General features: G+C 62.2%; 28 protein-coding genes. 17 read left to right on the top strand and 11 right to left on the bottom strand.

The window, feature by feature from the left end; translation table 11 throughout:
• Positions 1-35 precede the first annotated feature (35 nt).
• Genes A9971_RS15560 through tldD form a run of 3 tightly spaced genes read left to right on the top strand, consistent with a single transcriptional unit; the run spans position 36 to position 6206 of the window.
• Positions 36-3839, top strand: coding sequence for a YhdP family protein (locus A9971_RS15560; RefSeq protein WP_183001338.1), 3804 nt, complete (start codon positions 36-38; stop codon positions 3837-3839).
• Positions 3840-3897: 58 nt separating this feature from the next.
• Positions 3898-4737, top strand: a complete 840-nt coding sequence (locus A9971_RS15555) for a carbon-nitrogen hydrolase family protein (protein WP_041115973.1) — start codon at positions 3898-3900, stop codon at positions 4735-4737.
• Positions 4738-4763: 26 nt separating this feature from the next.
• Complete coding sequence (tldD, locus tag A9971_RS15550) at positions 4764-6206, top strand: metalloprotease TldD (protein ID WP_011059257.1); 1443 nt, start codon at positions 4764-4766, stop codon at positions 6204-6206.
• A 49-nt stretch (positions 6207-6255) separates the two neighbouring features.
• On the opposite strand, the gene yjgA is transcribed toward tldD, so the two are convergent.
• Complete coding sequence (gene yjgA / locus A9971_RS15545) at positions 6256-6777, bottom strand: ribosome biogenesis factor YjgA (protein WP_011059258.1); 522 nt, start codon at positions 6775-6777, stop codon at positions 6256-6258.
• A gap of 108 nt (positions 6778-6885) precedes the next feature.
• Between yjgA and pmbA the strand changes: the two genes are divergently transcribed.
• The 6 genes from pmbA (at position 6886) to A9971_RS15515 (ending at position 12254) form a co-directional block, all read left to right on the top strand.
• Positions 6886-8232 (top strand): metalloprotease PmbA, encoded by a 1347-nt coding sequence (pmbA, locus tag A9971_RS15540; RefSeq protein ID WP_011059259.1) that lies wholly within the window; start codon positions 6886-6888, stop codon positions 8230-8232.
• A gap of 238 nt (positions 8233-8470) precedes the next feature.
• Complete coding sequence (locus tag A9971_RS15535) at positions 8471-8866, top strand: hypothetical protein (RefSeq protein WP_011059260.1); 396 nt, start codon at positions 8471-8473, stop codon at positions 8864-8866.
• Positions 8859-10235 (top strand): aspartate ammonia-lyase, encoded by a 1377-nt coding sequence (locus A9971_RS15530; protein WP_183001339.1) that lies wholly within the window; start codon positions 8859-8861, stop codon positions 10233-10235. Before A9971_RS15535 ends, A9971_RS15530 begins: the two co-directional genes overlap by 8 nt.
• A 28-nt stretch (positions 10236-10263) precedes the next feature.
• Positions 10264-10713, top strand: coding sequence for a hypothetical protein (locus A9971_RS15525; RefSeq protein ID WP_011059262.1), 450 nt, complete (start codon positions 10264-10266; stop codon positions 10711-10713).
• A gap of 1 nt (position 10714) precedes the next feature.
• Positions 10715-11326 (top strand): superoxide dismutase, encoded by a 612-nt coding sequence (locus tag A9971_RS15520; RefSeq protein ID WP_183001340.1) that lies wholly within the window; start codon positions 10715-10717, stop codon positions 11324-11326.
• A 34-nt stretch (positions 11327-11360) separates the two neighbouring features.
• Positions 11361-12254, top strand: coding sequence for a ZIP family metal transporter (locus A9971_RS15515; RefSeq protein WP_011059264.1), 894 nt, complete (start codon positions 11361-11363; stop codon positions 12252-12254).
• A 29-nt stretch (positions 12255-12283) separates the two neighbouring features.
• On the opposite strand, the gene A9971_RS15510 is transcribed toward A9971_RS15515, so the two are convergent.
• From A9971_RS15510 to A9971_RS15465, 10 genes are all read right to left on the bottom strand, one after another.
• Positions 12284-12556, bottom strand: a complete 273-nt coding sequence (locus A9971_RS15510; protein WP_011059265.1) for an HPr family phosphocarrier protein — start codon at positions 12554-12556, stop codon at positions 12284-12286.
• 16 nt (positions 12557-12572) lie between these two features.
• Complete coding sequence (rapZ, locus tag A9971_RS15505) at positions 12573-13430, bottom strand: RNase adapter RapZ (protein ID WP_011059266.1); 858 nt, start codon at positions 13428-13430, stop codon at positions 12573-12575.
• A 2-nt stretch (positions 13431-13432) separates the two neighbouring features.
• Complete coding sequence (gene ptsN / locus A9971_RS15500) at positions 13433-13897, bottom strand: PTS IIA-like nitrogen regulatory protein PtsN (protein ID WP_011059267.1); 465 nt, start codon at positions 13895-13897, stop codon at positions 13433-13435.
• A 12-nt stretch (positions 13898-13909) separates the two neighbouring features.
• Complete coding sequence (gene hpf, locus A9971_RS15495) at positions 13910-14215, bottom strand: ribosome hibernation-promoting factor, HPF/YfiA family (protein ID WP_011059268.1); 306 nt, start codon at positions 14213-14215, stop codon at positions 13910-13912.
• A 125-nt stretch (positions 14216-14340) separates the two neighbouring features.
• A complete protein-coding gene (locus A9971_RS15490) occupies positions 14341-15834 on the bottom strand; it encodes an RNA polymerase factor sigma-54 (protein ID WP_011059269.1) in 1494 nt (497 codons plus the stop codon).
• 182 nt (positions 15835-16016) lie between these two features.
• Positions 16017-16742, bottom strand: a complete 726-nt coding sequence (lptB, locus tag A9971_RS15485) for an LPS export ABC transporter ATP-binding protein (protein ID WP_011059270.1) — start codon at positions 16740-16742, stop codon at positions 16017-16019.
• Positions 16742-17287 carry a lipopolysaccharide transport periplasmic protein LptA gene (gene lptA, locus A9971_RS15480; protein ID WP_011059271.1) on the bottom strand — a complete coding sequence of 182 codons (546 nt, stop codon included), beginning with the start codon at positions 17285-17287 and terminating at the stop codon, positions 16742-16744. The genes lptB and lptA overlap by 1 nt, the downstream gene beginning before the upstream one ends.
• A complete protein-coding gene (gene lptC, locus A9971_RS15475) occupies positions 17274-17846 on the bottom strand; it encodes an LPS export ABC transporter periplasmic protein LptC (protein WP_011059272.1) in 573 nt (190 codons plus the stop codon). The genes lptA and lptC overlap by 14 nt, the downstream gene beginning before the upstream one ends.
• 9 nt (positions 17847-17855) lie before the next feature.
• Positions 17856-18380, bottom strand: a complete 525-nt coding sequence (locus tag A9971_RS15470) for an HAD family hydrolase (protein WP_011059273.1) — start codon at positions 18378-18380, stop codon at positions 17856-17858.
• The gene (locus A9971_RS15465) at positions 18380-19354 is read right to left on the bottom strand and encodes a KpsF/GutQ family sugar-phosphate isomerase (protein ID WP_011059274.1); all 975 of its coding nucleotides are present in this window, start codon (positions 19352-19354) and stop codon (positions 18380-18382) included. Before A9971_RS15465 ends, A9971_RS15470 begins: the two co-directional genes overlap by 1 nt.
• A 264-nt stretch (positions 19355-19618) precedes the next feature.
• Between A9971_RS15465 and A9971_RS15460 the strand changes: the two genes are divergently transcribed.
• From A9971_RS15460 to hisG, 8 genes are all read left to right on the top strand, one after another.
• Entirely contained in the window at positions 19619-20428 is an 810-nt protein-coding gene (locus A9971_RS15460) for an ATP-binding cassette domain-containing protein (protein WP_011059275.1), read from the top strand.
• Positions 20428-21225 (top strand): lipid asymmetry maintenance ABC transporter permease subunit MlaE, encoded by a 798-nt coding sequence (gene mlaE / locus A9971_RS15455; RefSeq protein WP_011059276.1) that lies wholly within the window; start codon positions 20428-20430, stop codon positions 21223-21225. Before A9971_RS15460 ends, mlaE begins: the two co-directional genes overlap by 1 nt.
• A complete protein-coding gene (mlaD, locus tag A9971_RS15450) occupies positions 21225-21692 on the top strand; it encodes an outer membrane lipid asymmetry maintenance protein MlaD (RefSeq protein WP_011059277.1) in 468 nt (155 codons plus the stop codon). The genes mlaE and mlaD overlap by 1 nt, the downstream gene beginning before the upstream one ends.
• Before the next feature lie 11 nt (positions 21693-21703).
• Positions 21704-22357 carry a phospholipid-binding protein MlaC gene (locus A9971_RS15445; protein WP_011059278.1) on the top strand — a complete coding sequence of 218 codons (654 nt, stop codon included), beginning with the start codon at positions 21704-21706 and terminating at the stop codon, positions 22355-22357.
• Positions 22354-22662, top strand: coding sequence for a lipid asymmetry maintenance protein MlaB (locus A9971_RS15440; RefSeq protein ID WP_011059279.1), 309 nt, complete (start codon positions 22354-22356; stop codon positions 22660-22662). Before A9971_RS15445 ends, A9971_RS15440 begins: the two co-directional genes overlap by 4 nt.
• Positions 22663-22778: 116 nt before the next feature.
• Positions 22779-23018 carry a BolA family protein gene (locus A9971_RS15435; protein WP_011059280.1) on the top strand — a complete coding sequence of 80 codons (240 nt, stop codon included), beginning with the start codon at positions 22779-22781 and terminating at the stop codon, positions 23016-23018.
• A 22-nt stretch (positions 23019-23040) separates the two neighbouring features.
• Positions 23041-24306 carry a UDP-N-acetylglucosamine 1-carboxyvinyltransferase gene (gene murA, locus A9971_RS15430; RefSeq protein WP_011059281.1) on the top strand — a complete coding sequence of 422 codons (1266 nt, stop codon included), beginning with the start codon at positions 23041-23043 and terminating at the stop codon, positions 24304-24306.
• 129 nt (positions 24307-24435) lie between these two features.
• Positions 24436-25071 carry an ATP phosphoribosyltransferase gene (gene hisG, locus A9971_RS15425; RefSeq protein WP_011059282.1) on the top strand — a complete coding sequence of 212 codons (636 nt, stop codon included), beginning with the start codon at positions 24436-24438 and terminating at the stop codon, positions 25069-25071.
• The last annotated feature ends 9 nt before the right edge of the window (positions 25072-25080 follow it).

Here is a 25080-nt window from a genome sequence, read left to right as displayed (position 1 = left end):
TTTTTGCATGACTTTTACCCTGGGAGCCAACTGAAATGGAGCGGCTGATGCGCCTGTTCACCACGCTGATTCGCTGGGGGCTTGGCTTCTGTGCGCTGGCGCTGGTGGCGACTGCCTTGTATGTCAGTCTGGGCCGGGAACTGACCCCGCTGGTGGCCGAGTACCAGCCCGAGGTCGAGGCCAAGGTGCAGCAGGCTGTGGGCTTGCCGGTGCATATCGGTAGCCTGGAGGGGCGCTGGAGCGGCTTGTCGCCGATCCTGCTGGCCCACGACGTGCAGGTGGGCGAGGGCGCCAATGCGCTGCGCCTGGATCAGGTGAGCGTGGCGCCGGATATGCTCGGCAGCCTGCTGGCCCGTGACCTGCGGATCGGCCGCCTGGAGCTCAGCGGCCTGAGCCTGAGCCTGAAAGAGGGCACGGACGGCCAGTGGCAGCTTGAAGGCCTGCCGGTGCAACAGGACCAGCCGATGGACCCCCAGCAGTTGCTGGGCCGCCTGCAACAGGTTGCCGAGCTGTCGCTGCTGGACAGCCAGGTCACCTTGCAGCCTCTGGACCACCAGCCCGTGGCCCTGACCTACGTCGGGCTCAATCTGCGCAGCGGTACCAGCCGCCAGCGCCTGGACCTGCGCCTGACGCTGCCGGACGGCCAGCCCCTGGCAATGAACCTGCGGACCAGGATGCGGGCCGAGGCCTGGCGCGATGCCCAGGCCGACTTGTACCTGAGCCTGCCGCAAAGCGACTGGTCGCGTTGGGTGCCGGCCCGGCTGACCCGGGAGTGGAAACTCTCCGAGCTCAAAGCGGGTGGCGAGCTGTGGCTGAAGTGGGCCAAGGGGGGGGTGCAAAACGCCACGCTGCGCTTGAATGCCCCGCAATTCACCGGGGCCTATGCCGAGCGCACGCCGGTGTCCCTGAGCAACCTGGCGTTGAATGCCTACTTCCAGCGTGACGAGCAGGGCCTGCAGGTGCAGCTTGACTCCCTGGCGCTGAACCTCGGCGAGACCCGCTGGGAATCCCGTGTGCAGGTGCAGCAGCGCAACGCGACCGAGCAGCAGGAAGAACTCTGGCATGTGCAGGCCGACCGCCTGGACCTGAAGCCGATCACCCCGATCCTCGATGCCCTGGCCCCCTTGCCGGAAGGCCTGGCCACGGCCATCGACCGACTGAAAGTCACTGGCGGCCTGCGCAACGTGCTGCTCGACTATCGTCCCCAGAACAGTGGCGACCAGCGCCTGAGCTTCGCCGCGAACCTCGACCGGGTTGGCTTCGACGCCTATCACGGTGCTCCGGCAGCGCGAAATGTCAGCGGCAGCATCAGCGGCGACCTGGGCAAGGGCGAGCTGCGCATGGACAGCAAGGATTTCTCCCTGCACCTGTACCCGATCTTCGCCAAGCCCTGGCAGTACATCCAGGCCAACGCCACCCTGACCTGGAAGCTCGACAAGGAAGGCTTCACCCTGATTGCCCCCTACCTGAAGGTGCTGGGCGAAGAGGGCAAGATCGCCGGCGACTTCCTGATCCGCCTGCATTTCGACCACAGCCAGGAAGACTACATGGACCTGCGAGTCGGCCTGGTGGACGGCGATGGGCGCTACACCGCCAAGTACCTGCCCCAGGTGCTCAACGCCGGTGTGGATGAATGGCTGCGCACGGCGATCCTCAAGGGCGCGGTGGACCAGGGCTTCTTCCAGTACCAGGGTTCGCTCAACCATGACGCCGTCGAGGCCGCCCGCAGCATCAGCCTGTTCTTCAAGGTGCATGACACCGAGCTGGCGTTCCAGCCGGGCTGGCCGCACCTGACCAAGGTCAGCGGTGATGTGTTCATCGAAGACAGCGGCGTGCGCATCGTCGCCAGCAAAGGCCAGTTGCTGGACACCAAGGTGCGGGATGTCTTCGTCAACATTCCCCATGCTGCCAGCGGGCAGGACAGCCACATGTACATCGATGGCGCCTTTGCCGGTGGCCTGGGCGATGGCGTGAAAATTCTCCAGGAGGCGCCGATCGGCACCGGCTCGACCTTTGCCGGCTGGCATGGCGAGGGCGATCTGCAAGGCAAGCTGGATCTGGATATTCCCCTGGTCAAGGGCCAGGAGCCGAAGATCGTGGTGGCGTTCAAGACCGACAAGGCGCGCCTCAAGCTCAGTGAGCCTGAGCTGGAACTGACCCAGCTCAAGGGTGATTTCCGCTTCGATAGTGCCAAGGGCCTGAGTGGCGAGGGCATCAGTGCCCAGGCGTTCGAGCGGCCGGTCACGGCGCAGATCTTCGCCGATGGCAAGCCGGGCAAACCCAACACTCGAGTGGTTGCCAAGGGCCAGGTTGCGGTCAAGAAACTTACCGACTGGTTGCAAGTCGGCCAGCCGTTGCCGGTGTCCGGCGAGGTGCCCTACCAGTTGCAACTGAACCTGGACGGAGCCGACAGCCAGTTGATGGTCAGTTCCAGTCTCAAGGGCGTAGCGGTGGACCTGCCGGCGCCGTTCGGCATGGCGGCCAGCACCGGGCGCAACAGTGTATTTCGCATGACTCTGCAAGGGGCCGAGCGGCGCTACTGGTTCAACTACGGCGAACTGGCCGACTTCACCTTTGCGGCGCCCAGCGGCAAGCTCGCCGAGGGTCGGGGCGAGCTGTTCCTCGGCGATGGCGCGGCCTTGCTGCCGCCGGGTAAAGGGCTGCGGATACGAGGGATTCTCTCCGAGCTGGATGTGGAACCCTGGAAAGCCCTCGTGGATCGCTACGCCGGGCAGGACCCGGGAGGCAGCGCCAAACAGTTGCTCAGCAGTGCGGATTTCAAGGTTGGCAAGCTCAGTGCCTTCGGCACCACCCTGGACCAGGTCAACCTGTTGCTGGCGCGCAAGCCCGCTGCCTGGGAGTTGCAGATCGACAGCCAGCAGGCCAAAGGCAAGGTCGGGATTCCCGATGCCAAGGCGGCGCCGATGGCCATCGACATGGCGTACGTGCGCCTGCCGGCTGCCGATCCGGCAGCGCAGGCCGATGAAAATGCGCCCGACCCCCTGGCCTCGGTGGATCCCAAGAGCGTTCCGCCCCTGGATATTTCCATTGCCCAGCTGTTCCAGGGCCAGGACCTGATCGGCGGCTGGGCGCTCAAGGTGCGGCCGACGTCCAGGGGCATGGTCTTCAATGGCCTGGACCTGGGCCTCAAGGGCATGCAGTTGCAGGGCGAGGGCGGCTGGGAAGGCCAGGCCGGTGCCAGCAACAGTTGGTACCGGGGCCGCATTGGCGGCAAGAACCTGGCGGACGTGCTCAAGGGCTGGGGCTTCGCCCCGACCGTGACCAGTGAAGATTTTCACCTGGACGTCGATGGCCGTTGGCCGGGCTCGCCGGCCTGGGTGGGCTTGAAGCGCTTCTCCGGCAGCCTGGACGCTACCCTGCGCAAGGGCCAGTTCGTCGAAGTCGAGGGCGGGGCCCAGGCCTTGCGGGTGTTCGGCCTGCTCAACTTCAACTCCATCGGTCGCCGCCTGCGCCTGGACTTCTCCGACCTGTTCGGCAAGGGCCTGAGCTATGACCGGGTCCGGGGCGTGCTGGCGGCGAGCAATGGCGTTTACGTCACTCGCGAGCCGATCACCCTGACCGGGCCGTCGAGCAACCTGGAGCTCAATGGCACCCTGGACATGGTGGCCGACCAGGTCGACGCCAAGCTGCTGGTGACCCTGCCGGTGACCAACAACCTGCCGATTGCCGCGCTGATTGTCGGTGCGCCGGCGGTGGGCGGGGCGTTGTTCCTGATCGACAAGCTGATCGGTGACCGCGTGGCGCGCTTCGCCAGCGTCAAATACAACGTCAAAGGCCCATGGAAAGAGCCGAAAATCACCTTCGACAAACCGTTTTGAGAATCCTCGATTCGCGCCTATGGAGTAGCATGGCCGCCTACCCTACAAGGAGTTCGCCATGTCTCTTGCGGTGATTCAAATGGTCAGCCAGAGCGATGTCCTGGCCAATCTGCAGCAGGCTCGGAGCCTGCTCGAACAGGCTGCTGCCGGCGGTGCAAAGCTGGCCGTCCTGCCGGAAAACTTCGCCGCCATGGGGCGCCGCGACATGGCGGCCATCGGTCGCGCCGAAGCGCTGGGCGAAGGTCCGATCCTGCCATGGTTGAAACAGGCCGCCCGCGACCTCAGGTTATGGATAGTGGCCGGCACCTTGCCGTTGCCCCCCGTCGATCAGCCCGAGGCCAAGTCCAATGCCTGTTCGTTGCTGGTGGATGACCAGGGGCAGTTCGTGGCGCGCTACGACAAGCTGCACCTGTTCGATGTCGATGTGGCGGACAATCGCGGGCGCTACCGTGAATCCGATGACTATGCTCATGGAAACCGGGTGGTGGTGGCGGATACGCCGGTGGGAAGGGTCGGCCTTACAGTCTGTTATGACCTGCGCTTTCCCGAGCTGTACAGCGAGTTGCGCGCCGCTGGCGCCGAGTTGATCACCGCGCCTTCGGCGTTTACCGCGGTCACCGGTGCGGCTCATTGGGAGGTGCTGATTCGCGCCCGTGCCATCGAGACCCAGTGCTATGTGCTGGCGGCGGCCCAGGGCGGCGTGCATCCCGGCCCGCGGGAAACCTACGGCCATGCGGCGATCGTCGACCCCTGGGGGCGGATAGTGGCGCAACAGGATCAAGGTCAAGGCGTGCTGCTGGCCGAGCGCGACAGCAGCGAACAGGCGTCCATCCGGGCGCGGATGCCGGTGTTCAGTCACCGGCGCATTTTCTCGCAAGGCGTGCAACGGCTTGCATAAGTACGACGAATTTAAGGCCAAAACATATGAGCGGGTTGTTGTCCTCTGTCAGTGAACATCTACTAGCCCCGGGCGGCGTGACCATCGAAAGCTTGCAAGGCGTGCTGGGGGATCTGGCCGGCCCGGGCATCGATGCCGCCGATCTGTATTTCCAGGGGCAGATTTCCGAGTCCTGGTCCCTGGAAGACGGAATCGTCAAGGAAGGCAGTTTCAACCTCGACCAGGGGGTTGGGGTGCGTGCGCAATCCGGTGAGAAGACCGGCTTCGCCTACAGCAATGCCATCACCCTGGAGGCCCTGGGCCTCGCCGCCCGGGCGGCGCGCTCGATTTCCCGGGCCGGGCAAAACGGCACCGTGCAGGCGTTCTCGACCCAGGACGTGGCGCAGCTGTATGCGCCGGACAACCCCCTGGAAGTCATCAGCCGGGCCGAGAAGGTCGAGCTGCTCAAGCGCGTTGACGCCGCAACCCGCGCCCTGGATCCGCGCATCCAGCAGGTCAGCGTGAGCATGGCCGGGGTCTGGGAGCGGATCCTGGTGGCCTCTACCGATGGCGGCCTGGCGGCGGACGTGCGGCCGCTGGTGCGTTTCAACGTCAGCGTCATCGTCGAGCAGAACGGTCGCCGCGAGCGCGGTGGCCATGGCGGCGGCGGGCGTACCGACTACCGCTATTTCCTCAGCGAAGATCGGGCCATGGGCTATGCCCGTGAAGCCCTGCGCCAGGCGCTGGTCAATCTGGAAGCGATTCCGGCGCCGGCCGGAACCCTGCCGGTGGTGCTGGGCTCCGGCTGGTCCGGAGTGCTGCTGCACGAAGCCGTGGGCCACGGCCTGGAGGGCGACTTCAACCGCAAGGGCAGTTCGGCCTACAGCGGTCGCATGGGCGAAATGGTGGCTTCCAAGCTCTGCACCATCGTCGACGACGGCACCCTGGCCGGGCGCCGTGGTTCCCTGAGCGTGGACGACGAAGGCACCCCCACCGAATGCACCACGCTGATCGAGAACGGCGTGCTCAAGGGCTACATGCAGGACAAGCTCAATGCCCGGCTGATGGGCGTGGCCCGCACCGGCAACGGTCGCCGCGAGTCTTATGCGCACCTGCCGATGCCGCGCATGACCAACACCTACATGCTGGGTGGCGAAAGCGATCCGGCGGAAATCATCGCTTCGGTGAAGAAGGGCATCTATTGCGCCAACCTCGGTGGCGGCCAGGTGGATATCACCAGCGGCAAGTTCGTGTTCTCCACCAGTGAGGCCTACCTGATCGAGGACGGCAAGATCACCGCCCCGGTCAAGGGCGCGACCTTGATCGGCAACGGTCCGGAAGCCATGAGCCGGGTATCGATGGTGGGTAATGACCTGTCCCTGGACAGTGGCGTCGGCACCTGCGGCAAGGATGGGCAATCGGTGCCAGTGGGCGTCGGCCAGCCGACCCTGAAGATCGATGCGATCACCGTGGGTGGCACTGGGGCATAAGGAGGGAGGGCGTCGGGTGAGCTGCAGGGCAGCTCACCCGTGGCAAGGCTCAGCGCAGACCGCGTTGAGTCTCGTCCAGCTCGCGGATGTACTTGAAAATTTTACGGCTTGAGGCCGGTGCCTTGTTATGCGCCAGCTCATGCTGGGCCTGACGGATCAGGGAGCGCAGTTGCTGGCGATCGGCGTCCGGGTATTCGCCGACGAACTTTTCCAGCACGTCATCGCCGCCGCCGATCAGGCGGTCGCGCCAACGCTCCAGGTTATGGAAGCGTTCGTTGTACTGCCGGGTGGAGGCATCGAGTTGGTCAAGCAGTTGCAGAATCGCGTCGGTGTCCTGGTCCCGCATCAGCTTGCCGATGAACTGCAGGTGGCGCTTTCGGGCGATATGGGCGACGTGCTTGGGTGCATCCGCCAGGGCCCGGCGCAAGGCGTCGGTCAGGGGCAGTTTGTTCAGCAAGTCGGGCTTGAGGGTGGTAAGGCGCTCGCCGAGATCAACCAGAGCATGCAGCTCGCGTTTGACCTGGGATTTGCTTTTCTCCCCATCGAGGGAGTCGTCGTAAGAATCAACCATGGTGGCAGTCCGCAAAGAAACGCCGCCATGATAACCAGTCGAGGGCCGCTTGTCCGGCCCGGTCGCTCGCCGGCCTTAATCGAAAGCAGAATTTGAGTGGAGAGCAGCATGAGTGCAGCACAAAGCGTCGGCCCACAGGCTTTGCCGGCCCTGCAGGAGCAAGTCGAGCAGATCATCGCCGAGGCCAAGCGCCAGGGGGCCAGCGCCTGTGAAGTGGCGGTGTCCCTGGAGCAGGGGCTGTCGACTTCGGTGCGCCAGCGGGAAGTGGAAACCGTCGAGTTCAACCGCGACCAGGGCTTTGGCATCACCCTCTACCTGGGCCAGCGCAAGGGTTCGGCCAGTACGTCTGCCAGCGGCCCCGAAGCCATTCGCGAAACCGTGGCGGCGGCTCTGGCGATTGCCAAGCACACCTCCGAAGACGAAGCCTCGGGCCTTGCCGACGCGGCCTTGATGGCCAAGGACCTGCAGGACTTCGATCTGTTCCACGCCTGGGACATCACCCCCGAACAAGCCATCGAGCAGGCTCTGACCTGTGAGGCTGCGGCCTTTGCTGCCGACAGCCGGATCAAGAATGCCGACGGCACCACCCTCAGCACCCACCAGGGCTGTCGGGTGTATGGCAACAGCCACGGCTTCATTGGTGGTTATGCGTCCACCCGCCACAGCCTGAGCTGCGTGATGATTGCCGAGGCGGATGGCCAGATGCAGCGCGACTACTGGTACGACGTCAATCGCCAGGGCCAGTTGCTGGCCGACCCGGTGAGCATTGGCCAGCGTGCCGCCCAGCGCGCCGCCAGCCGGCTAGGTGCCCGTCCAGTGCCGACCTGTGAGGTGCCGGTGCTGTTTTCCGCAGAACTGGCCGGTGGCCTGTTCGGCAGTTTTCTCGGGGCGATTTCCGGTGGCAACCTGTACCGCAAGTCGTCCTTCCTCGAAGGCGCCCTGGGTCAACAACTGTTTCCGCAGTGGATGACCATCGATGAGCGCCCGCACCTGATGCGCGCCATGGGCAGTTCGGCTTTCGACGGCGATGGCCTGGCCACCTACGCCAAGCCGTTCATCCAGGACGGTGAGCTGGTGTCCTATGTACTGGGCACCTATTCCGGACGCAAGCTGGGCATGCCGAGCACCGCCAACGCCGGTGGCGTGCACAACCTGTTCGTCACCCATGGCGACGAAGACCAGGCCGCGCTGCTGCGGCGCATGGGCCGTGGCCTGCTGGTGACCGAGCTGATGGGCCATGGCCTGAACATGGTCACCGGGGACTACTCCCGCGGTGCGGCGGGTTTCTGGGTCGAGAACGGCGAGATTCAGTTCGCGGTGCAGGAAGTGACCATTGCCGGCAACCTGCGGGACATGTTCAAGCAGATCCTCGCAGTGGGTAACGACCTGGAGCTGCGTAGCAACATCCGCACCGGCTCGGTGCTGATCGAACGCATGACCGTCGCCGGCAGCTGACCGCGCCCAGCTTCAACCCCAACGCGCCACCTCCCCGAGGTGGCGCGTTTTTTATGCCCGCCATTTTTGTAGGAGCTGGCTTGCCAGCGAAAGCGTCCTGACATCCGGCACCAGGCTCAAGGGCTCATTCGCCGGTAAGGCGGGCCCTATAAGAGTTGGACAAAAATCATACAAGCCAGATTGATTTGATTCTCAATATCATTTAATAATGAAAATCATTATTCGATGAGCCCAGGTCATGAGTTCTGCCTTGCACGAGCAGCCTTACCTCGAAAGCTGGCGCTGGATGAGCCGCCAGATCCGTTGCGCACTGGAACCGGACGAGCCCCGTCTGATCGAGCATTACCTCGCCGAAGGCCGCTACCTGGCCTGCTGTACCGCGATGTCGGCCTGGACCGTCGCTGAAACTTCCTTCCGTTTATTGATCGATACCGCAACCGATACAGCGCTGCCCTGGCATTGGCGCAGCCAGTGCCTGGACCAGGCCTGGCGGCCGTTGCGCGACATGGAGCGGTTGTCTTTGTGCAATTGCCGGCTCAAGCGCTGGCAGAGCCACGCCTGGCAGTTGGCGACCTGCTCGCTGCTGCCTTCCATTCCCCTGATAGAACTGGTGCAAGGATTTCCCGATGAGTAATACCCGTATCGAACGCGACAGCATGGGCGAACTGCAGGTACCGGAACTGGCCCTGTACGGCGCCCAGACCCAGCGTGCGGTGGACAACTTTCCCATCAGTGGCCAACGCATGCCGGCAGCCTTCATCCGTGCGCTGATCCTGGCCAAGGCGGCTGCGGCCAAGGCCAACGTCGAACTGGGGCAGATCAGCGAAGCCCAGGGCAAGGCCATCGTCGATGCCGCCCAGGGTCTGCTGGAAGGTGATTTCATGCCGCACTTCCCGGTGGACATTTTCCAGACCGGCTCTGGCACCAGTTCCAACATGAACGCCAATGAAGTACTGGCAACCCTGGCCAGCCGTCTGCTGGGTGAGCCGGTCAACCCCAATGACCATGTCAACTGCGGCCAGAGCAGCAACGACATCATCCCTACCACCATTCATGTCAGCGCCGCGCTGACCCTGCATGAGCAACTGCTGCCGGCCCTGGTGCATCTGGTGGAGGTCATCGAGCGCAAGGCGGTACAGGTGCACCCCTTCATCAAGACCGGCCGCACTCACCTGATGGATGCGATGCCGGTGCGCATGAGTCAGGTGCTGGAGGGCTGGGCGCAGCAACTCAAGGCCAATATCAGCCACCTGCAGGATCTGCTGCCGAGCCTGCAATCCCTGGCTCAGGGCGGTACCGCTGTGGGTACCGGAATCAATGCGCATCCCGAGTTCGCTGTGCGTTTCAGCCAGCAGTTGAGCAAGCTGACCCAGGTGCAATTCACCCCGGGCAAGAACCTCTTCGCCCTGATCGGCTCCCAGGACACTGCGGTGACGGTATCCGGCCAGCTCAAGGCTACCGCGGTGTCGTTGATGAAGATCGCCAACGACTTGCGCTGGATGAACTCCGGCCCGCTGGCCGGGCTCGGCGAGATCGAGCTGGAAGGTTTGCAGCCCGGTTCGTCGATCATGCCCGGCAAGGTCAACCCGGTGATTCCTGAAGCCACCGCGATGGTCGCCGCCCAGGTCATCGGCAACGACAGCACCATCACTGTGGCCGGGCAATCGGGCAACTTCGAGCTCAACGTGATGCTGCCGATCATTGCCCAGAACCTGCTGAGCAGCATCGAGTTGCTGGCCAACTCCAGCCGCCTGCTGGCGGACAAGGCCATCGCCAGCTTCAAGGTCAACGAACCCAAGCTCAAGGAAGCGCTGTCGCGCAACCCGATCCTGGTCACGGCGCTGAACCCGATCATCGGCTATCAGAAGGCTGCAGAAATCGCCAAGACCGCCTACAAGCAGGGGCGCCCGGTGATCGACGTGGCCCTTGAACATACCGATCTGTCACGCAGCCAGCTGGAGGTCCTGCTGGACCCGGAAAAGCTCACTGCCGGCGGCGTGTAACCCACCGACACCGCTTTGGAGGCTCACCATGGAGCACTGGAAACGCACGATCGAAAGGGCCAATCGCCTCTTTATGCAGGGCGAGCTGGTGGATGCTCGCGAGTTCTACCTGCAGGCGCTGGCCCTGGCCCAGGTGCTGTTCGAGCGCTGGTCGGATGCCGACGAAGCGGTGGCGGCCTGTGTGATTTCCCATCACAACCTGGCAGACCTGCACCTGCGCCTCAATCAGCCGGAGGAGAGCGCGGAATACCTCTGCGCCATCCATCAGCGGTTGCTGCAGACCATGCAGGACAGCCGCTTGCCCACAGCCCTGCGGGAAGCGGCCTTGCGCCAAAGCAGCAAGACCTACGTCGAACTGCTGAATTTCATCGGTGATCACGGCGAATACCCGCGCACTCACCGTTTGCTGGACAGCAACGTCGCGGGCCTGTCAGCCGACAGCCCGCAACCAGACAGCCCCTCTTACGGAGCCCATTGATATGTCCTTTACCTTGCCTGCACTGCCTTACGCCTACGACGCCCTGGAACCGCACATCGATGCGCAAACCATGGAAATCCACTACACCAAGCATCACCAGACCTACATCAACAACCTCAACGCCGCCGTCGAGGGGACCGAATGGGCAGGGTGGGAGGTGGAAAAGCTGGTAGCCAGCGTTCAGCAACTGCCGGAAAAACTGCGTGCTGCGGTGATCAACCAGGGTGGCGGGCATGCCAACCATTCGCTGTTCTGGGCGGTGATGACACCCTCCGGTGGCGGTCATCCCCAAGGCGCCCTGGGGCAAGCCATCGAGCAGCAACTGGGTGGTTTCGAGAGCTTCAAGGAAGCGTTCACCAAGGCCGCACTCACCCGTTTTGGCAGTGGCTGGGCCTGGCTCAGCGTGACACCGGAGAAGAAACTGGTAGTGGAAAGCAGCGGTAACCAGGACAGCCCGCTGATGAACGGCAATACGCCGATCCTCGGTCTGGATGTGTGGGAGCACGCCTACTACCTGCGCTACCAGAACCGCCGCCCGGAATACATCAACGCCTTCTACAACGTCATCAACTGGCCGGAAGTCGCTCAGCGCTACCAGGCCGCGATGGCTTGATACCTTTCCATCAAAACAAGATCTAAGGCCGACTATGGGCACTGAAACACTGGCAATCAGCAGCGGGCGAATGTTTCGTTATGCCTTCGGTTCGCTGTTGCTGTTGGCGGGCACGGCGTTGCTGGTGGCTCAAGGGCTGAGCTGGCTGAACCTGGAGCCGCGCTTGCTGCGCGCCTTGCAGGGCGGTTCGATCTGCGCGCTGGGCACGGCGCTGGGGGCGGTCCCGGTGCTGGTGATCCGGCGGATGCCGGTGGCGGTGAGCGACACCCTGCTGGGCTTTGGTGCCGGAGTGATGCTGGCGGCCACGGCATTTTCGCTGATCGTCCCCGGCATCGCTGCGGCCCAGGACCTGGGTTTGTCTGCCTGGGGCTCCAGCGGCCTGATCTGCGCAGGCATCATGCTCGGGGCCTTTGGCCTGTTCCTGGTGGATCTCAAGGTCTCGGGGGGCAGCCCGGAGGTGCTGGTGGGCACGCCAGAGCATCCGGTGATTGCCCCGCGTATCTGGCTGTTCGTCTTCGCCATCATTGCCCACAACATTCCTGAAGGGATGGCGGTGGGGGTGTCGGCCGGAGGCGGCATGCCGGATGCGGACAGCCTGGCCATGGGCATTGCCCTGCAGGATGTACCGGAAGGCCTGGTGATTGCCCTGGTATTGGCGGGGGCGGGGATGTCGCGGGTCAAGGCATTCCTGATTGGGGCGGCTTCAGGTCTGGTGGAACCGGTCTTTGCCTTGCTCTGCGCCTGGCTGGTGAGCCTGGCGCAGGTATTGCTGCCCCTGGGCCTGGCCCTGGCGGCGGGGGCGATGCTGCTGGTGGTCACTCATGAAGTGATTCCGGAGTCGCGTCGCAATGGTCATGACAAGCTTGCCAGTCTTGGCCTGTGTATCGGTTTCTGCCTGATGATGGTCATGGATACGGCACTCGCCTGAGAGCCGTATGGTGAGGGGCCCGCCCGGGCCTACTCGCCTTCGTCGAAGAAGTTGTTGATCAGCGCCACCAGCGCATCCATCGCTTCCTGTTCCTGCTCGCCTTCGGTCTTCAGGTGGATCCTGGTGCCCTTGCCGGCGGCCAGCATCATCATGGCCATGATGCTTTTGCCGTCGACCATGGAGTCCGGGGTCCTGCCGGCGCGGATCTGGCAGGGAAACTGCCCGGCCACGCCGACGAACTTGGCCGAGGCACGGGCATGCAGGCCCAGTTTATTGATGATCTCGATTTCCAGAGCTGGCATCGCGGGGTAGATCCTTTCAGCTAAGGTCGCGGTGGCGAACCTGGACGTTCTTCAGGGATTTTTGCAGGACCTGGCCCAGGCGCTCGGTCAGGTACACGGAGCGGTGGTGCCCGCCGGTGCAGCCGATGGCGATGGTCACATAGGCGCGGTTGCTGGCGGCAAAGCGTGGCAGCCATTTGAGCAGGTAGCTGGAGATGTCCTGGAACATTTCCTCGACATCGGGTTGCGCCGCCAGATACTCGGCCACGGGCGCATCCAGGCCTGATTGGGCGCGCAACTCGGGCTTCCAATACGGGTTGGGCAGGCAGCGCACGTCGAACACCAGGTCTGCATCTACCGGCATGCCGCGCTTGAAGCCGAAGGACTCCACCAGGAACGCGGTACCGGGTTCCGGCTGGTTCAACAGTCGCAGCTTGATGGTGTCGCGCAGCTGGTAAAGGTTCAGGTTGGTGGTGTTGACCTTGAGATCGGCCAGGTCGACGATCGGCCCCAGCAGTTGGGTTTCATCGTGGATGGCTTCGGCCAGGGAGCGGTTGGCGCTGCTCAGCGGGTGGCGCCGACGGGTCTCGGAGAAGCGCTTGAGCAGGGTCTCTTCGTCGGCATCCAGGTACAGCACATCGCACTGGATATGCCGGCTGCGCACTTCTTCCAGCAATTCGGGGAATCGCGACAGATGACTGGGCAGGTTGCGGGCATCGATGGACACCGCCACCAGCGGTTGCGCCAGTTCGGTGTGGATCAACGCACGTTCAGCCAGTTCCGGCAGCAAGCCGGCTGGCAGGTTGTCGATGCAGTAGTAGCCGTGGTCCTCGAGAACATCGAGGGCGGTGCTTTTACCTGAGCCGGAGCGGCCGCTGACGATGATCAAACGCATGATTACTGACCGTTTTGCTCGTCCAGAACGACCTGATACAAGGCTTCGTTGCTGGTGGCACTGCGCAGCCGGTCACGGACTTCCTTGCGATCAAGCATGCTGGCGATCTGCCGGAGCAGTTCCAGGTGTGCATCGGTCGCGGCTTCCGGAACCAGCAGGACGAACAGCAGGTCGACCGGTGCGCCATCAATGGCGTCGAAATCGATCGGAGCGTCCAGGTGCATCAGCGCACTGATGGGCGACTCGCAGCCTTTGAGGCGGCAGTGGGGAATGGCGATGCCGTTGCCAAAACCGGTGGAACCGAGTTTTTCACGGGCAATCAGGCTCTCGAAGACATCCTGCATCTCCAGATCAGGCACTTCACGGCTGATCAGGTTGGCAATTTGTTCGAGGGCGCGTTTTTTACTGCCGCCCGGCACGTTCACCAGGGAACGGCCGGGGGTCAGGATGCTTTCAAGTCGGATCATGGGAGGGGAGTGTTAGCGACCCGTGCCTTGGAGAAGGTGGAGTTGCTTTTCCTTATGCTTTTTCAGTTGGCGGTCAAGCTTGTCCGTGAGCAGGTCGATTGCGGCATACATATCGTCATGTTCTGCGTTGGCAACGACCTCCCCACCGTGGATGTGCAGGGTGGCTTCGATTTTCTGCTTCAGCTTCTCGACAGCCATGGTGACCTGCACATTGGTAATCTTGTCGAAGTGCCTCTCCAGCCGGTCGAGTTTTTCGCCGATGTAGACGCGCAGGGGTTCAGTCACTTCGAGTTGGTGTCCACTGATGTTGACTTGCATACAGCTTCTCCTTCGTTGCCAGTGCATAACGCGGCAGGCTGGGTTGCCTGCCACCTAGACTACGTTTGAAAACGACACCGGGCCCTTTTCAAACACACTCTGAAACGCTGTGGCCAGCCCTGCGGCTACATCAACCGCTTACGTTCGCTGGAAGGCGCGATCCCAAGGGATTCGCGGTACTTGGCGACGGTACGACGGGCTACCTGAATGCCTTGTGCCTCCAGTAAACCAGCGATCTTGCTGTCACTCAACGGCTTTTTCTGATTTTCCGCGGCCACCAATTTTTTGATGATCGCGCGGATCGCCGTGGACGAGCATTCACCGCCTTCCGAAGTGCTGACGTGGCTGGAGAAAAAGTATTTCAGCTCATATATGCCCCGTGGGGTATGCATGAATTTTTGCGTGGTCACCCGGGAAATCGTCGATTCGTGCATGCCCACCGCCTCGGCGATATCGTGCAGAACCAGCGGCTTCATCGCTTCATCGCCATATTCGAGAAAGCCGCGCTGGTGCTCGACGATCTGGGTGGCGACCTTCATCAGGGTTTCATTGCGGCTTTGCAGGCTCTTGATGAACCAGCGGGCTTCCTGCAACTGGTTGCGCATGAAGGTGTTGTCGGCGCTGGTGTCGGCGCGGCGTACAAAACCGGCGTACTGGGCGTTGACCCGCAGGCGCGGCACGGATTCCTGGTTCAGTTCCACCAGCCAGCGTTCGTTGTCCTTGCGCACTATGACGTCCGGGACCACGTATTCGGCTTCGCTGGATTCGATCTGCGATCCGGGGCGGGGGTTGAGGCTCTGCACCAGCTCGATGACCTGGCGCAGCTCATCTTCCTTGAGCTTCATGCGCCGCATCAGCTGGCTGTAGTCGCGGCTGCCCAGGAGGTCGATGTAGTCACTGACCAGGCGCTGGGCCTCGCCCAGCCAGGGCGTTTTCGCCGGCAGCTGGCGCAGTTGCAGCAACAGGCACTCGCCCAGGTTGCGGGCGCCGATGCCCGCAGGTTCGAATTGCTGGATGCGGTGCAGGACGGCTTCTATCTCGTCCAGTTCGATGTCCAGTTCCGGATCGAAGGCTTCGAGGATCTCCTCGAGGGTTTCGTCCAGGTAGCCCTGATTGTTGATGCAGTCGATCAGGGTCACGGCAATCAGGCGGTCGGTGTCCGACATCGGCGCCAGGTTCAGTTGCCAGAGCAGGTGGCTCTGCAGGCTCTCGCCCGCCGAAGTGCGGGTGGTGAAGTCCCACTCGTCGTCATCGCTGCTGGGCAGGCTGCTGGCGCTGGTCTGGTAGACGTCTTCCCAGGCGGTGTCGACCGGCAGTTCGTTGGGGATGCGCTCGTTCCACTCACCGTCCTCGAGGTTGTCCACCGTGGGGGCGGTTTCCTGGTAGGAGGGCTCCTGGATCTCGGTATTGGGTTTGGACTCGGTGTTGTCGGCCAGGGGGTCGCTGTTGTCGAAGTCGTCGCCTTCTTCCTGGCGCTCGAGCATCGGGTTGGACTCCAGGGCTTCCTGGATTTCCTGTTGCAGGTCCAGGGTCGACAATTGGAGCAGGCGGATGGCCTGTTGCAGCTGCGGTGTCATCGTCAGCTGCTGGCCCATTCTAAGGACTAGCGATGGTTTCATGGCAGGGGCTTAACACCTTATTTGCCGGCGCACATGCGCCATCCACTACAGGGCGCCGGAGCGCCAAACATAAGCAAATTATATGCCTGAAACTGAAGTGTTTGCCTAGAGCGCTGTAACAATAAAGTTTGTAGGGTTTTATTGTTCCCGGCGCCCTGGCGTCCAGCCCAACACATCAGCCCTTACAGGCGGAACTCATGGCCCAGATAGACTTCCTTGACCAGTTCGTTGGCCAGGATGGTCTCGGAGTCGCCTTCGGCGATCAGTTGCCCGTCGTTGACGATGTAGGCGGTTTCGCAGATGTCCAGGGTTTCTCGGACGTTGTGGTCGGTGATCAGCACCCCGATGCCCTTGGCCTTGAGGTGGTGGATGATCTGCTTGATATCGCCCACCGAGATCGGGTCGACACCGGCGAAGGGTTCGTCCAGCAGGATGAACTTGGGCGCGGTGGCCAGGGCCCGGGCGATCTCCACGCGGCGCCGCTCACCACCGGACAGGCTCATGCCGAGGTTGTCGCGGATGTGGTTGATGTGGAATTCCTGCAGCAGGCTTTCCAGTTCCTGGCGACGGCCGGCCTTGTCGAGCTCCTTGCGGGTCTCGAGGATGGCCATGATGTTGTCGGCCACCGACAGCTTGCGAAAGATTGAGGCTTCCTGGGGCAGGTAGCCGATACCGGCGCGTGCGCGGCCGTGCATCGGTTGGTGGCTGACATCCAGGTCGTCGATCAGGACGCGGCCCTGATCGGCCTGGACCAGGCCGACGATCATGTAGAAGCAGGTGGTCTTGCCGGCGCCGTTGGGGCCGAGCAGGCCGACGATCTGACCGCTGTCGATGGACAGGCTGACATCACGCACGACCTGGCGGCTCTTGTAGCTCTTGGCCAGATGCTGAGCTTTCAGAGTTGCCATTACTGGGCCTTTTGCTCGTCGGTTTTCTTTTTCGGCTGGATGACCATGTCGATCCGCGGACGCGGCGCGGTAACCGAGCTGCCATTGGCGCGACCGGCGTTGGCAACCTGCTTGACGGTGTCGTAGACGATCTTCTCGCCTTCGGTGGTATTACCGTCGTTGATGACCTTGGCCTTGTCGATCAGCACGATGCGGTTCTGCTGGGCATGGTACTGGATGGTCACGGCGTAGGCCTGGACCGGTTTCGGGTCGGTCTGCTTCTGCAGTTGCTCGAAGTAGGCGAGGTTGCCCACCGAGGTCACCACGTCGATTTCACCGGTCTTGGACCGGGTGATGGTCACGGTGTTACCGGTGATCTTCATCGAGCCCTGGGTGATGATGACATCGCCCTTGTAGGTGGCCACGCCGTTTTTGTCGTCCAGCTGGGCGTCGTCGGCCTGGATGCGGATCGGCTGTTGGCTATCGTTCGGCAGAGCCCAGGCGCTCACGCTTCCCAGTGCTGCGCCCAGACTGAGCAAAATAGGGAGGGTTTTAACGAGCCTCATACTGTCCTCTTACGTTCGATAGCAGGTTCATCCTGCCGTCTTTCAAATACGCTTTCATTCCCTTGGCCGTAGTCACGCCGCCGGCGCCGTCGATTCTAACGGCTTGCTCGGTCTGCGCATATTGCTTCTGCGGGAATACTGTCATGCGGGTTGTGGTGATCAGCAGGTTGCGGTTGTGCTCGTCGGTGCGGGAAACCCGTACCGAATCGATCAGCTCGACCTCGGTGCCGTCCGGGTTGACCTCGCCGCGTTCGCTCTGGACATGCCAGGGGAACGTGGTGCCACGGTACATCTGCAGGTCCGGCTTGGTCAGCAGGGTCACTTCGCTGGCCTTGACGTGCTCGACCTTGTCCGAGGTCATTTCGTACTGCAGTTTGCCGTCGGGCAGGTACTGCACGCTGCGGGCGTTGATCACGTAGTAGTCAATGGCGCTTTCGTCGACCTGGGCCACCGGCTTGTCGAGGAAGCGTTCCGGGCTGATGTTCCAGTAACCGACCGCTGCGAACAGCAGGGCGATGGTCCCGAAGATCAGGATGTTGCGAATCTTTTTGCTCAGCATGGGAAGGCTCTATAAGTAAGCGGCATTGGCTGCTTCAAGGCGGTCCTGGGCACGCAGGATCAGTTCGCAGAACTCGCGGGCGGCACCTTCGCCGCCGCGGGCCACCGTGACGCCGTGGGCGTGTTCGCGGACAAACGCTGCGGCATTGGCCACCGCCATGCCCAGCCCCACGCGGCGGATCACCGGCAGGTCGGGCAAATCGTCGCCCAGATAGGCGACCTGTTCATAGCTTAGGCCCAGTTGGCCAAGAAGCTCGTCCAGTACTACCAGCTTATCTTCGCGGCCCTGGTACAGGTGGGGAATCCCCAGGTTCTTGGCCCGGCGCTCTACCACCGGGGTCTTGCGCCCGCTGATGATCGCCGTCTGCACGCCGGCCGCCATGAGCATCTTGATGCCCTGGCCGTCCAGGGTGTTGAAGGTCTTGAACTCGCTGCCGTCTTCGAGGAAGTAGAGGCGCCCGTCAGTCAGCACGCCGTCGACATCGAATACCGCCAGCTTGATGTTTTTACCGCGTTGCAGCAGGTCGGCACTCATCACATCACTCCCGCGCGCAGCAGGTCGTGCATGTTCAAGGCGCCGATCGGCCGGTCTTCCTTGTCCACCACCACCAGGGCGCTGATCTTATGGTCTTCCATGATTTTCAGGGCTTCGGCGGCCAGCATGTCGGCACGTGCGGTCTTGCCATGAGGGGTCATCACCGAATCGATGGTGGCATGGTGTATATCGATGGCCCGATCCAGGGTGCGACGCAGGTCGCCGTCGGTGAAGATCCCGGCCAGGCGGCCGTCGGCCTCCAGGATCACGGTCATGCCCAGGCCCTTGCGGGTCATTTCCATGAGCGCATCCTTGAGCAGGGTGCCGCGTTGCACCTGGGGCAGATCGCTGCCTTCGTGCATGACGTTCTCCACCTTGAGCAGCAGGCGACGGCCCAGGGCACCACCCGGGTGGGAGAAGGCAAAGTCCTCGGCAGTGAAGCCGCGGGCTTCCAGCAGCGCCACGGCCAGGGCGTCGCCCATGACCAGGGCGGCGGTAGTCGAGGAGGTCGGTGCCAGGTTCAGCGGGCAGGCTTCGTGCTCGACGTGGACGTTAAGGTTGACGTCAGCCGCCTTGGCCAGCGGCGACTCGGGGTTGCCGGTGAGGCTGATCAACTGGATGCCCAGACGCTTGATCAGGGGCAGCAGGGTGACGATTTCGTTGGTGGAGCCGGAGTTGGAGAGGGCCAGGATCACGTCATCGCGGGTAATCATGCCCATGTCGCCATGGCTGGCTTCGGCAGGATGGACGAAGAAAGCCGTGGTCCCGGTGCTGGCCAGGGTAGCGGCGATCTTGTTGCCCACGTGCCCGGACTTGCCCATGCCGACCACTACTACGCGGCCTTTGCTGGCCAGAATCATCTCGCAAGCGCGTACGAAATCTGCGTCGATATGGGGCAGCAGGCCTTCTACTGCCTGTAGTTCGAGGCGGATGGTGCGTTGTGCTGATTGAATCAGGTCGCTGGATTGGCTCATGTCTGAAATCGTATAGCCCGATGAAAAGGCGGCGATTATAGCGGTAATGAACAAATCCCTCACGCAAGTTCGTCAGGCTTTGTCTACCGGGCGCGAGGAAAGTCTGGTTTTTGCCTGTCGTCGACCTGAACGGGGGTGGCGTCGGCCTTGGGGGCTCCGTATCAGCAGTGATATAGTTCGCCGCCAGTTCGGCCTGCCCAGGGGCATGTACTCCCGGCAGGGAGCCAAGCGTCCGAGTGATAGGCTGCATCGCAAGGAGTTTAGATGAGTGCCGATAACGCCTACGCGGTCGAGCTGAAGGGACTGTCCTTCAAGCGCGGTACGCGCAGCATTTTCAATAACGTGGATATCCGTATTCCGCGGGGCAAGGTCACCGGCATCATGGGGCCTTCCGGCTGTGGGAAGACCACCCTGTTGCGCTTGATGGGCATGCAGTTGCGGCCCAGCAGCGGCGAAGTGTGGGTCAATGGCCAGAATCTGCCGAGCCTTTCGCGCAGCGATCTGTTCGACGCGCGCAAGCAGATGGGCGTGCTGTTCCAGAGCGGCGCACTGTTCACCGACCTGGACGTGTTCGAGAACGTGGCCTTTCCGCTGCGGGTGCACACCCAACTGCCGGACGAAATGATTCGTGACATCGTCCTGCTCAAGTTGCAGGCGGTGGGCTTGCGCGGCGCGGTCGACCTGATGCCCGACGAGCTGTCCGGCGGCATGAAGCGCCGGGTCGCCCTGGCCCGGGCGATTGCCCTGGATCCGCAGATCCTCATGTACGACGAGCCTTTCGTGGGCCAGGACCCCATTGCCATGGGCGTTCTGGTGCGCCTGATCCGGCTGCTCAACGATGCCCTGGGTATCACCAGCATCCTGGTTTCCCACGACCTGGCGGAAACCGCGAGCATTGCCGACTACCTCTATGTAGTGGGCGATGGCCAGGTGTTGGGCCAGGGAACTCCCGAAGAGCTGATGGACTCCGATAATCCGCGTATCCGTCAGTTCATGAAGGGCGATCCCGACGGCCCGGTGCCGTTCCACTTTCCAGCGACGGACTACCGCGCAGATCTTCTGGGGAAGCGCTGATGCGCAAAATATCGCTAATCGAGAGGGTTCGCCTCTTCGGTCGCTCAGGCATCGATGTCCTGGCGGTACTGGGGCGTTCCACGCTGTTCCTGTTCCATGCGCTGCTGGGCCGCGGTGGCATAGGCGGCAGCTTTGGCCTGCTGGTCAAGCAACTGCACTCAGTGGGCGTGATGTCCCTAGTGATCATTGTCGTGTCCGGGATCTTCATCGGCATGGTGCTGGCGCTGCAGGGCTTCAATATCCTCTCCAGCTACGGTTCGGAGCAGGCGGTGGGGCAGATGGTGGCCCTGACCCTGTTGCGGGAGCTGGGGCCGGTAGTGACTGCGCTGCTGTTCGCCGGGCGTGCCGGTTCGGCGCTGACCGCGGAAATCGGCAACATGAAGTCCACCGAGCAGCTCTCCAGCCTGGAGATGATCGGTGTCGACCCGCTCAAGTACATCATTGCGCCGCGCCTGTGGGCCGGCTTCATTTCCCTGCCATTGCTAGCGATGATTTTCAGCGTGGTGGGCATCTGGGGCGGTTCGTGGGTCGCTGTCGACTGGCTGGGAGTCTACGACGGCTCCTACTGGGCGAACATGCAGAACAGCGTGACCTTCAGTGGTGACGTGCTCAACGGTGTGATCAAAAGTATTGTTTTTGCGTTTGTAGTGACCTGGATCGCCGTTTTCCAAGGCTATGACTGTGAGCCCACTTCAGAGGGGATCAGCCGTGCCACTACCAAGACCGTGGTGTATGCCTCGTTGGCCGTACTCGGCTTGGACTTTATTCTGACCGCCTTGATGTTTGGAGATTTCTGATGCAAAACCGCACCCTGGAAATCGGTGTCGGCCTTTTCCTGCTGGCCGGCATCCTGGCTTTGCTGTTGCTTGCCCTGCGAGTCAGTGGCTTGTCTCCAACCGCGAGCACCGATACTTATAAACTTTACGCCTACTTCGACAATATCGCCGGTTTGACGGTCAGAGCCAAAGTGACCATGGCCGGCGTAACCATCGGCAAGGTCACGGCGATCGATCTGGACCGTGACAGCTTCACTGGCCGGGTAACGATGCAATTGGAAAAGCGCGTGGATAATCTGCCGACTGACTCCACTGCATCTATCCTGACTGCTGGCCTGTTGGGTGAGAAATACATCGGTATCAGCGTGGGCGGGGAAGAAGCCTTGCTCAAGGATGGTGGAACCATCCACGACACCCAGTCGTCGCTGGTACTGGAGGACCTGATCGGTAAATTCCTGCTCAATACCGTTAGCAAAGACGCCAAATGAGGAGTTTTTCGATGATCTCTATCTTGCGACGTGGCCTGTTGGTGCTGCTGGCGGCTCTGCCGTTGCTGGCCAACGCGGCAAGCACGCCTTCCGCGCATGATCTGGTGCAGGACACGACCACCCGTCTGCTCGCTGACCTGGCGGCTAATAAAGAGAAGTACAAGCAAAGCCCGAACGACTTCTACAATGCCTTGAACAGCATCGTCGGTCCTGTGGTGGATGCCGACGGCATTTCCCGCAGCATCATGACCGTCAAGTATTCGCGCAAGGCCACGCCGGAGCAGATGGTGCGCTTCCAGGAAAATTTCAAGCGCAGCCTGATGCAGTTCTATGGCAATGCCTTGCTGGAGTACAACAACCAGGGCATCACGGTTTCTCCGGCCAAGGATGAAAGCGGCACCCGCACCAGCGTCGATATGCAGGTCAAGGGCAACAACGGCGCGATCTACCCAGTGTCCTACACCCTGGAAAAGATCAACGACGAGTGGAAAGTGCGTAACGTGATCATCAACGGCATCAATATCGGCAAGCTGTTCCGTGATCAGTTCGCCGACGCGATGCAGCGCAATGGCAACAACCTGGACAAGACCATCGACGGCTGGGCCGGTGAGGTGGCCAAGGCCAAGGAAGTGACCGAAGACGCTGCACAAAAGGCTGCGCAATGAGTGAATCGGCCGTGCGCCTCGGTGATGCCGGGGAACTGTTGATCAGCGGCGTGCTGGATTACCGCAGCGGCCCGGGCCTGCGCAAGCAGGGCCAGGCGCTGATCAAGTCGAGCCAGGCACCGGCGCTGGTGCTCGATTGCTCGGCGGTGGAGAAGTCCTCCAGCGTCGGACTCGCGCTGCTGCTGGCCTTCATGCGTGATGGCCAGGCACTGGGCAAGGCGGTGAGCGTTCGTGCGCTGCCCGAGGACATGCGCGAGATCGCCGAGGTCTCCGGAGTCACCGAAATCTTCGCCCATCCCCAATAACCCACATCTCTATATAGAAGCCCCCCGTCAGAGTCCTGCTATGCGGGGTTCGCAGGCGCGGGGCTTTTTTGTATGATGTCCGACCCGCGCGCACAGGGCGCCGATTGAGGTTGAGCATGCAGGCCAACGAAGTGAAGAGCTTTCTTGAGGGAAAGCTGCCCGGAGCTCAGGTAGAAGTTGAGGGCGAAGGCTGCAACTTTCAGCTGAACGTGATTAGCGACGAACTGTCGGCCTTGAGCCCGGTGAAGCGTCAGCAGAGCATCTATGCCCATTTGAATCCATGGATTGCCGATGGCAGCATCCACGCGATCACCATGAAATTTTTCAGCCGCGCGGCCTGGGCCGAGCGCACCTGAGCCCAAGGGCGTCGAGACTGTTATGGATAAATTGATTATTACCGGCGGCGTTCGCCTTGATGGCGAGATCCGCATTTCCGGGGCCAAGAACTCCGCGCTGCCGATTCTGGCGGCAACCCTGCTGTGCGATGGCCCGGTCACCGTGGCCAACCTGCCGCACCTGCACGACATTACCACCATGATCGAGCTGTTCGGTCGCATGGGTATCGAGCCGGTGATCGACGAGAAACTCAGCGTCGAAATCGACCCGCGTACCATCAAGACCCTGGTGGCACCCTACGAGCTGGTGAAAACCATGCGCGCCTCGATCCTGGTACTGGGCCCGATGGTTGCCCGTTTCGGCGAAGCCGAAGTGGCCCTGCCTGGCGGTTGCGCCATCGGCTCGCGTCCGGTGGACCTGCACATCCGCGGCCTGGAAGCCATGGGCGCGGTGATCGACGTCGAAGGCGGCTACATCAAGGCCAAGGCGCCTGAGGGTGGCCTGCGCGGCGCGAATTTCTTCTTCGATACCGTGAGCGTGACCGGTACCGAGAACATCATGATGGCTGCAGCCCTGGCCCGTGGCCGCAGCGTGCTGCAGAACGCCGCTCGCGAACCAGAAGTCGTGGACCTGGCGAACTTCCTGATCGCCATGGGCGCGAAGATTTCCGGCGCTGGCACCGACACCATCACCATCGATGGCGTCGAGCGTCTGCATTCGGCGATCTACAAAGTGATGCCTGACCGTATCGAAACCGGCACCTACCTGGTGGCCGCTGCGGTCACCGGCGGTCGCGTCAAGGTCAAGGACACCGATCCAACCATCCTTGAAGCGGTGCTGGAAAAACTCAAGGAAGCCGGCGCTGAAGTCACCACCGGCAGCGACTGGATCGAGCTCAACATGCACGGTAAGCGCCCCAAGGCGGTCAACGTGCGTACCGCTCCGTACCCGGCGTTCCCCACCGACATGCAGGCGCAGTTCATTTCCCTGAACGCGATTGCCGAAGGTACTGGCGCGGTGATCGAGACCATCTTCGAAAACCGCTTCATGCACGTCTATGAGCTGCACCGCATGGGCGCCAAGATCCAGGTCGAAGGCAACACCGCCATCGTTACCGGTACCGAAATCCTCAAGGGCGCGCCTGTCATGGCTACCGACCTGCGGGCTTCGGCCAGCCTGGTGATCTCGGCCCTGATGGCCGAAGGCGACACCCTGATCGATCGCATCTACCACATCGACCGTGGTTACGAGTGCATCGAAGAGAAGCTGCAGATGCTCGGCGCCAAGATCCGCCGCGTACCGGGCTAGTTGCATGACGGGCACAGGGAGGTGCCCACAGTCGAATCTGTTTCACGTCGAGCCTGTCTTCAGGCTCGACGCATGTCTGGCGCCGTTTGCGTCCGGGCATCAGTCGCCGCATAAGGACTTACGTTACTCATGTTGACCATCGCACTGTCCAAGGGCCGTATCCTCGACGACACGCTGCCGCTTCTGGCTGAAGCGGGCATCGTGCCAACCGAGAATCCGGACAAGAGCCGCAAACTGATCATCCCCACGACCCAGGACGATGTCCGCCTGCTGATCGTGCGTGCCACTGACGTGCCGACTTATGTCGAGCATGGCGCTGCCGACCTCGGGGTGGCCGGCAAGGACGTCCTGATGGAGTACACCGGCCAGGGCCTGTATGAGCCACTGGACCTGCAGATTGCCCAGTGCAAGCTGATGACTGCCGGTGCCATTGGCGCCGCAGAACCCAAGGGCCGCCTGCGCGTGGCCACCAAGTTCGTCAACGTCGCCAAGCGTTACTACGCCGAGCAGGGTCGTCAGGTGGACATCATCAAGCTCTACGGTTCCATGGAGCTGGCACCGCTGATCGGCCTGGCCGACAAGATCATTGACGTGGTCGACACCGGCAACACCCTGCGGGCCAACGGCCTGGAACCCCAGGAACTGATTGCGACCATCAGCTCCCGCCTGGTGGTCAACAAGGCATCGATGAAGATGCAGCACGCCCGTATCCAGGCGTTGATCGACACCCTGCGCAAGGCAGTGGAATCGCGACACCGCGGCTGATTCACATGC

It is taken from the genome of Pseudomonas sp. UME65 (genome assembly GCF_014170225.1).
Taxonomy (GTDB): domain Bacteria; phylum Pseudomonadota; class Gammaproteobacteria; order Pseudomonadales; family Pseudomonadaceae; genus Aquipseudomonas; species Aquipseudomonas protegens.
The sequence above is the reverse complement of the archived record's forward strand: the minus strand, read 5'-3'. Positions and strand labels throughout refer to the sequence as shown.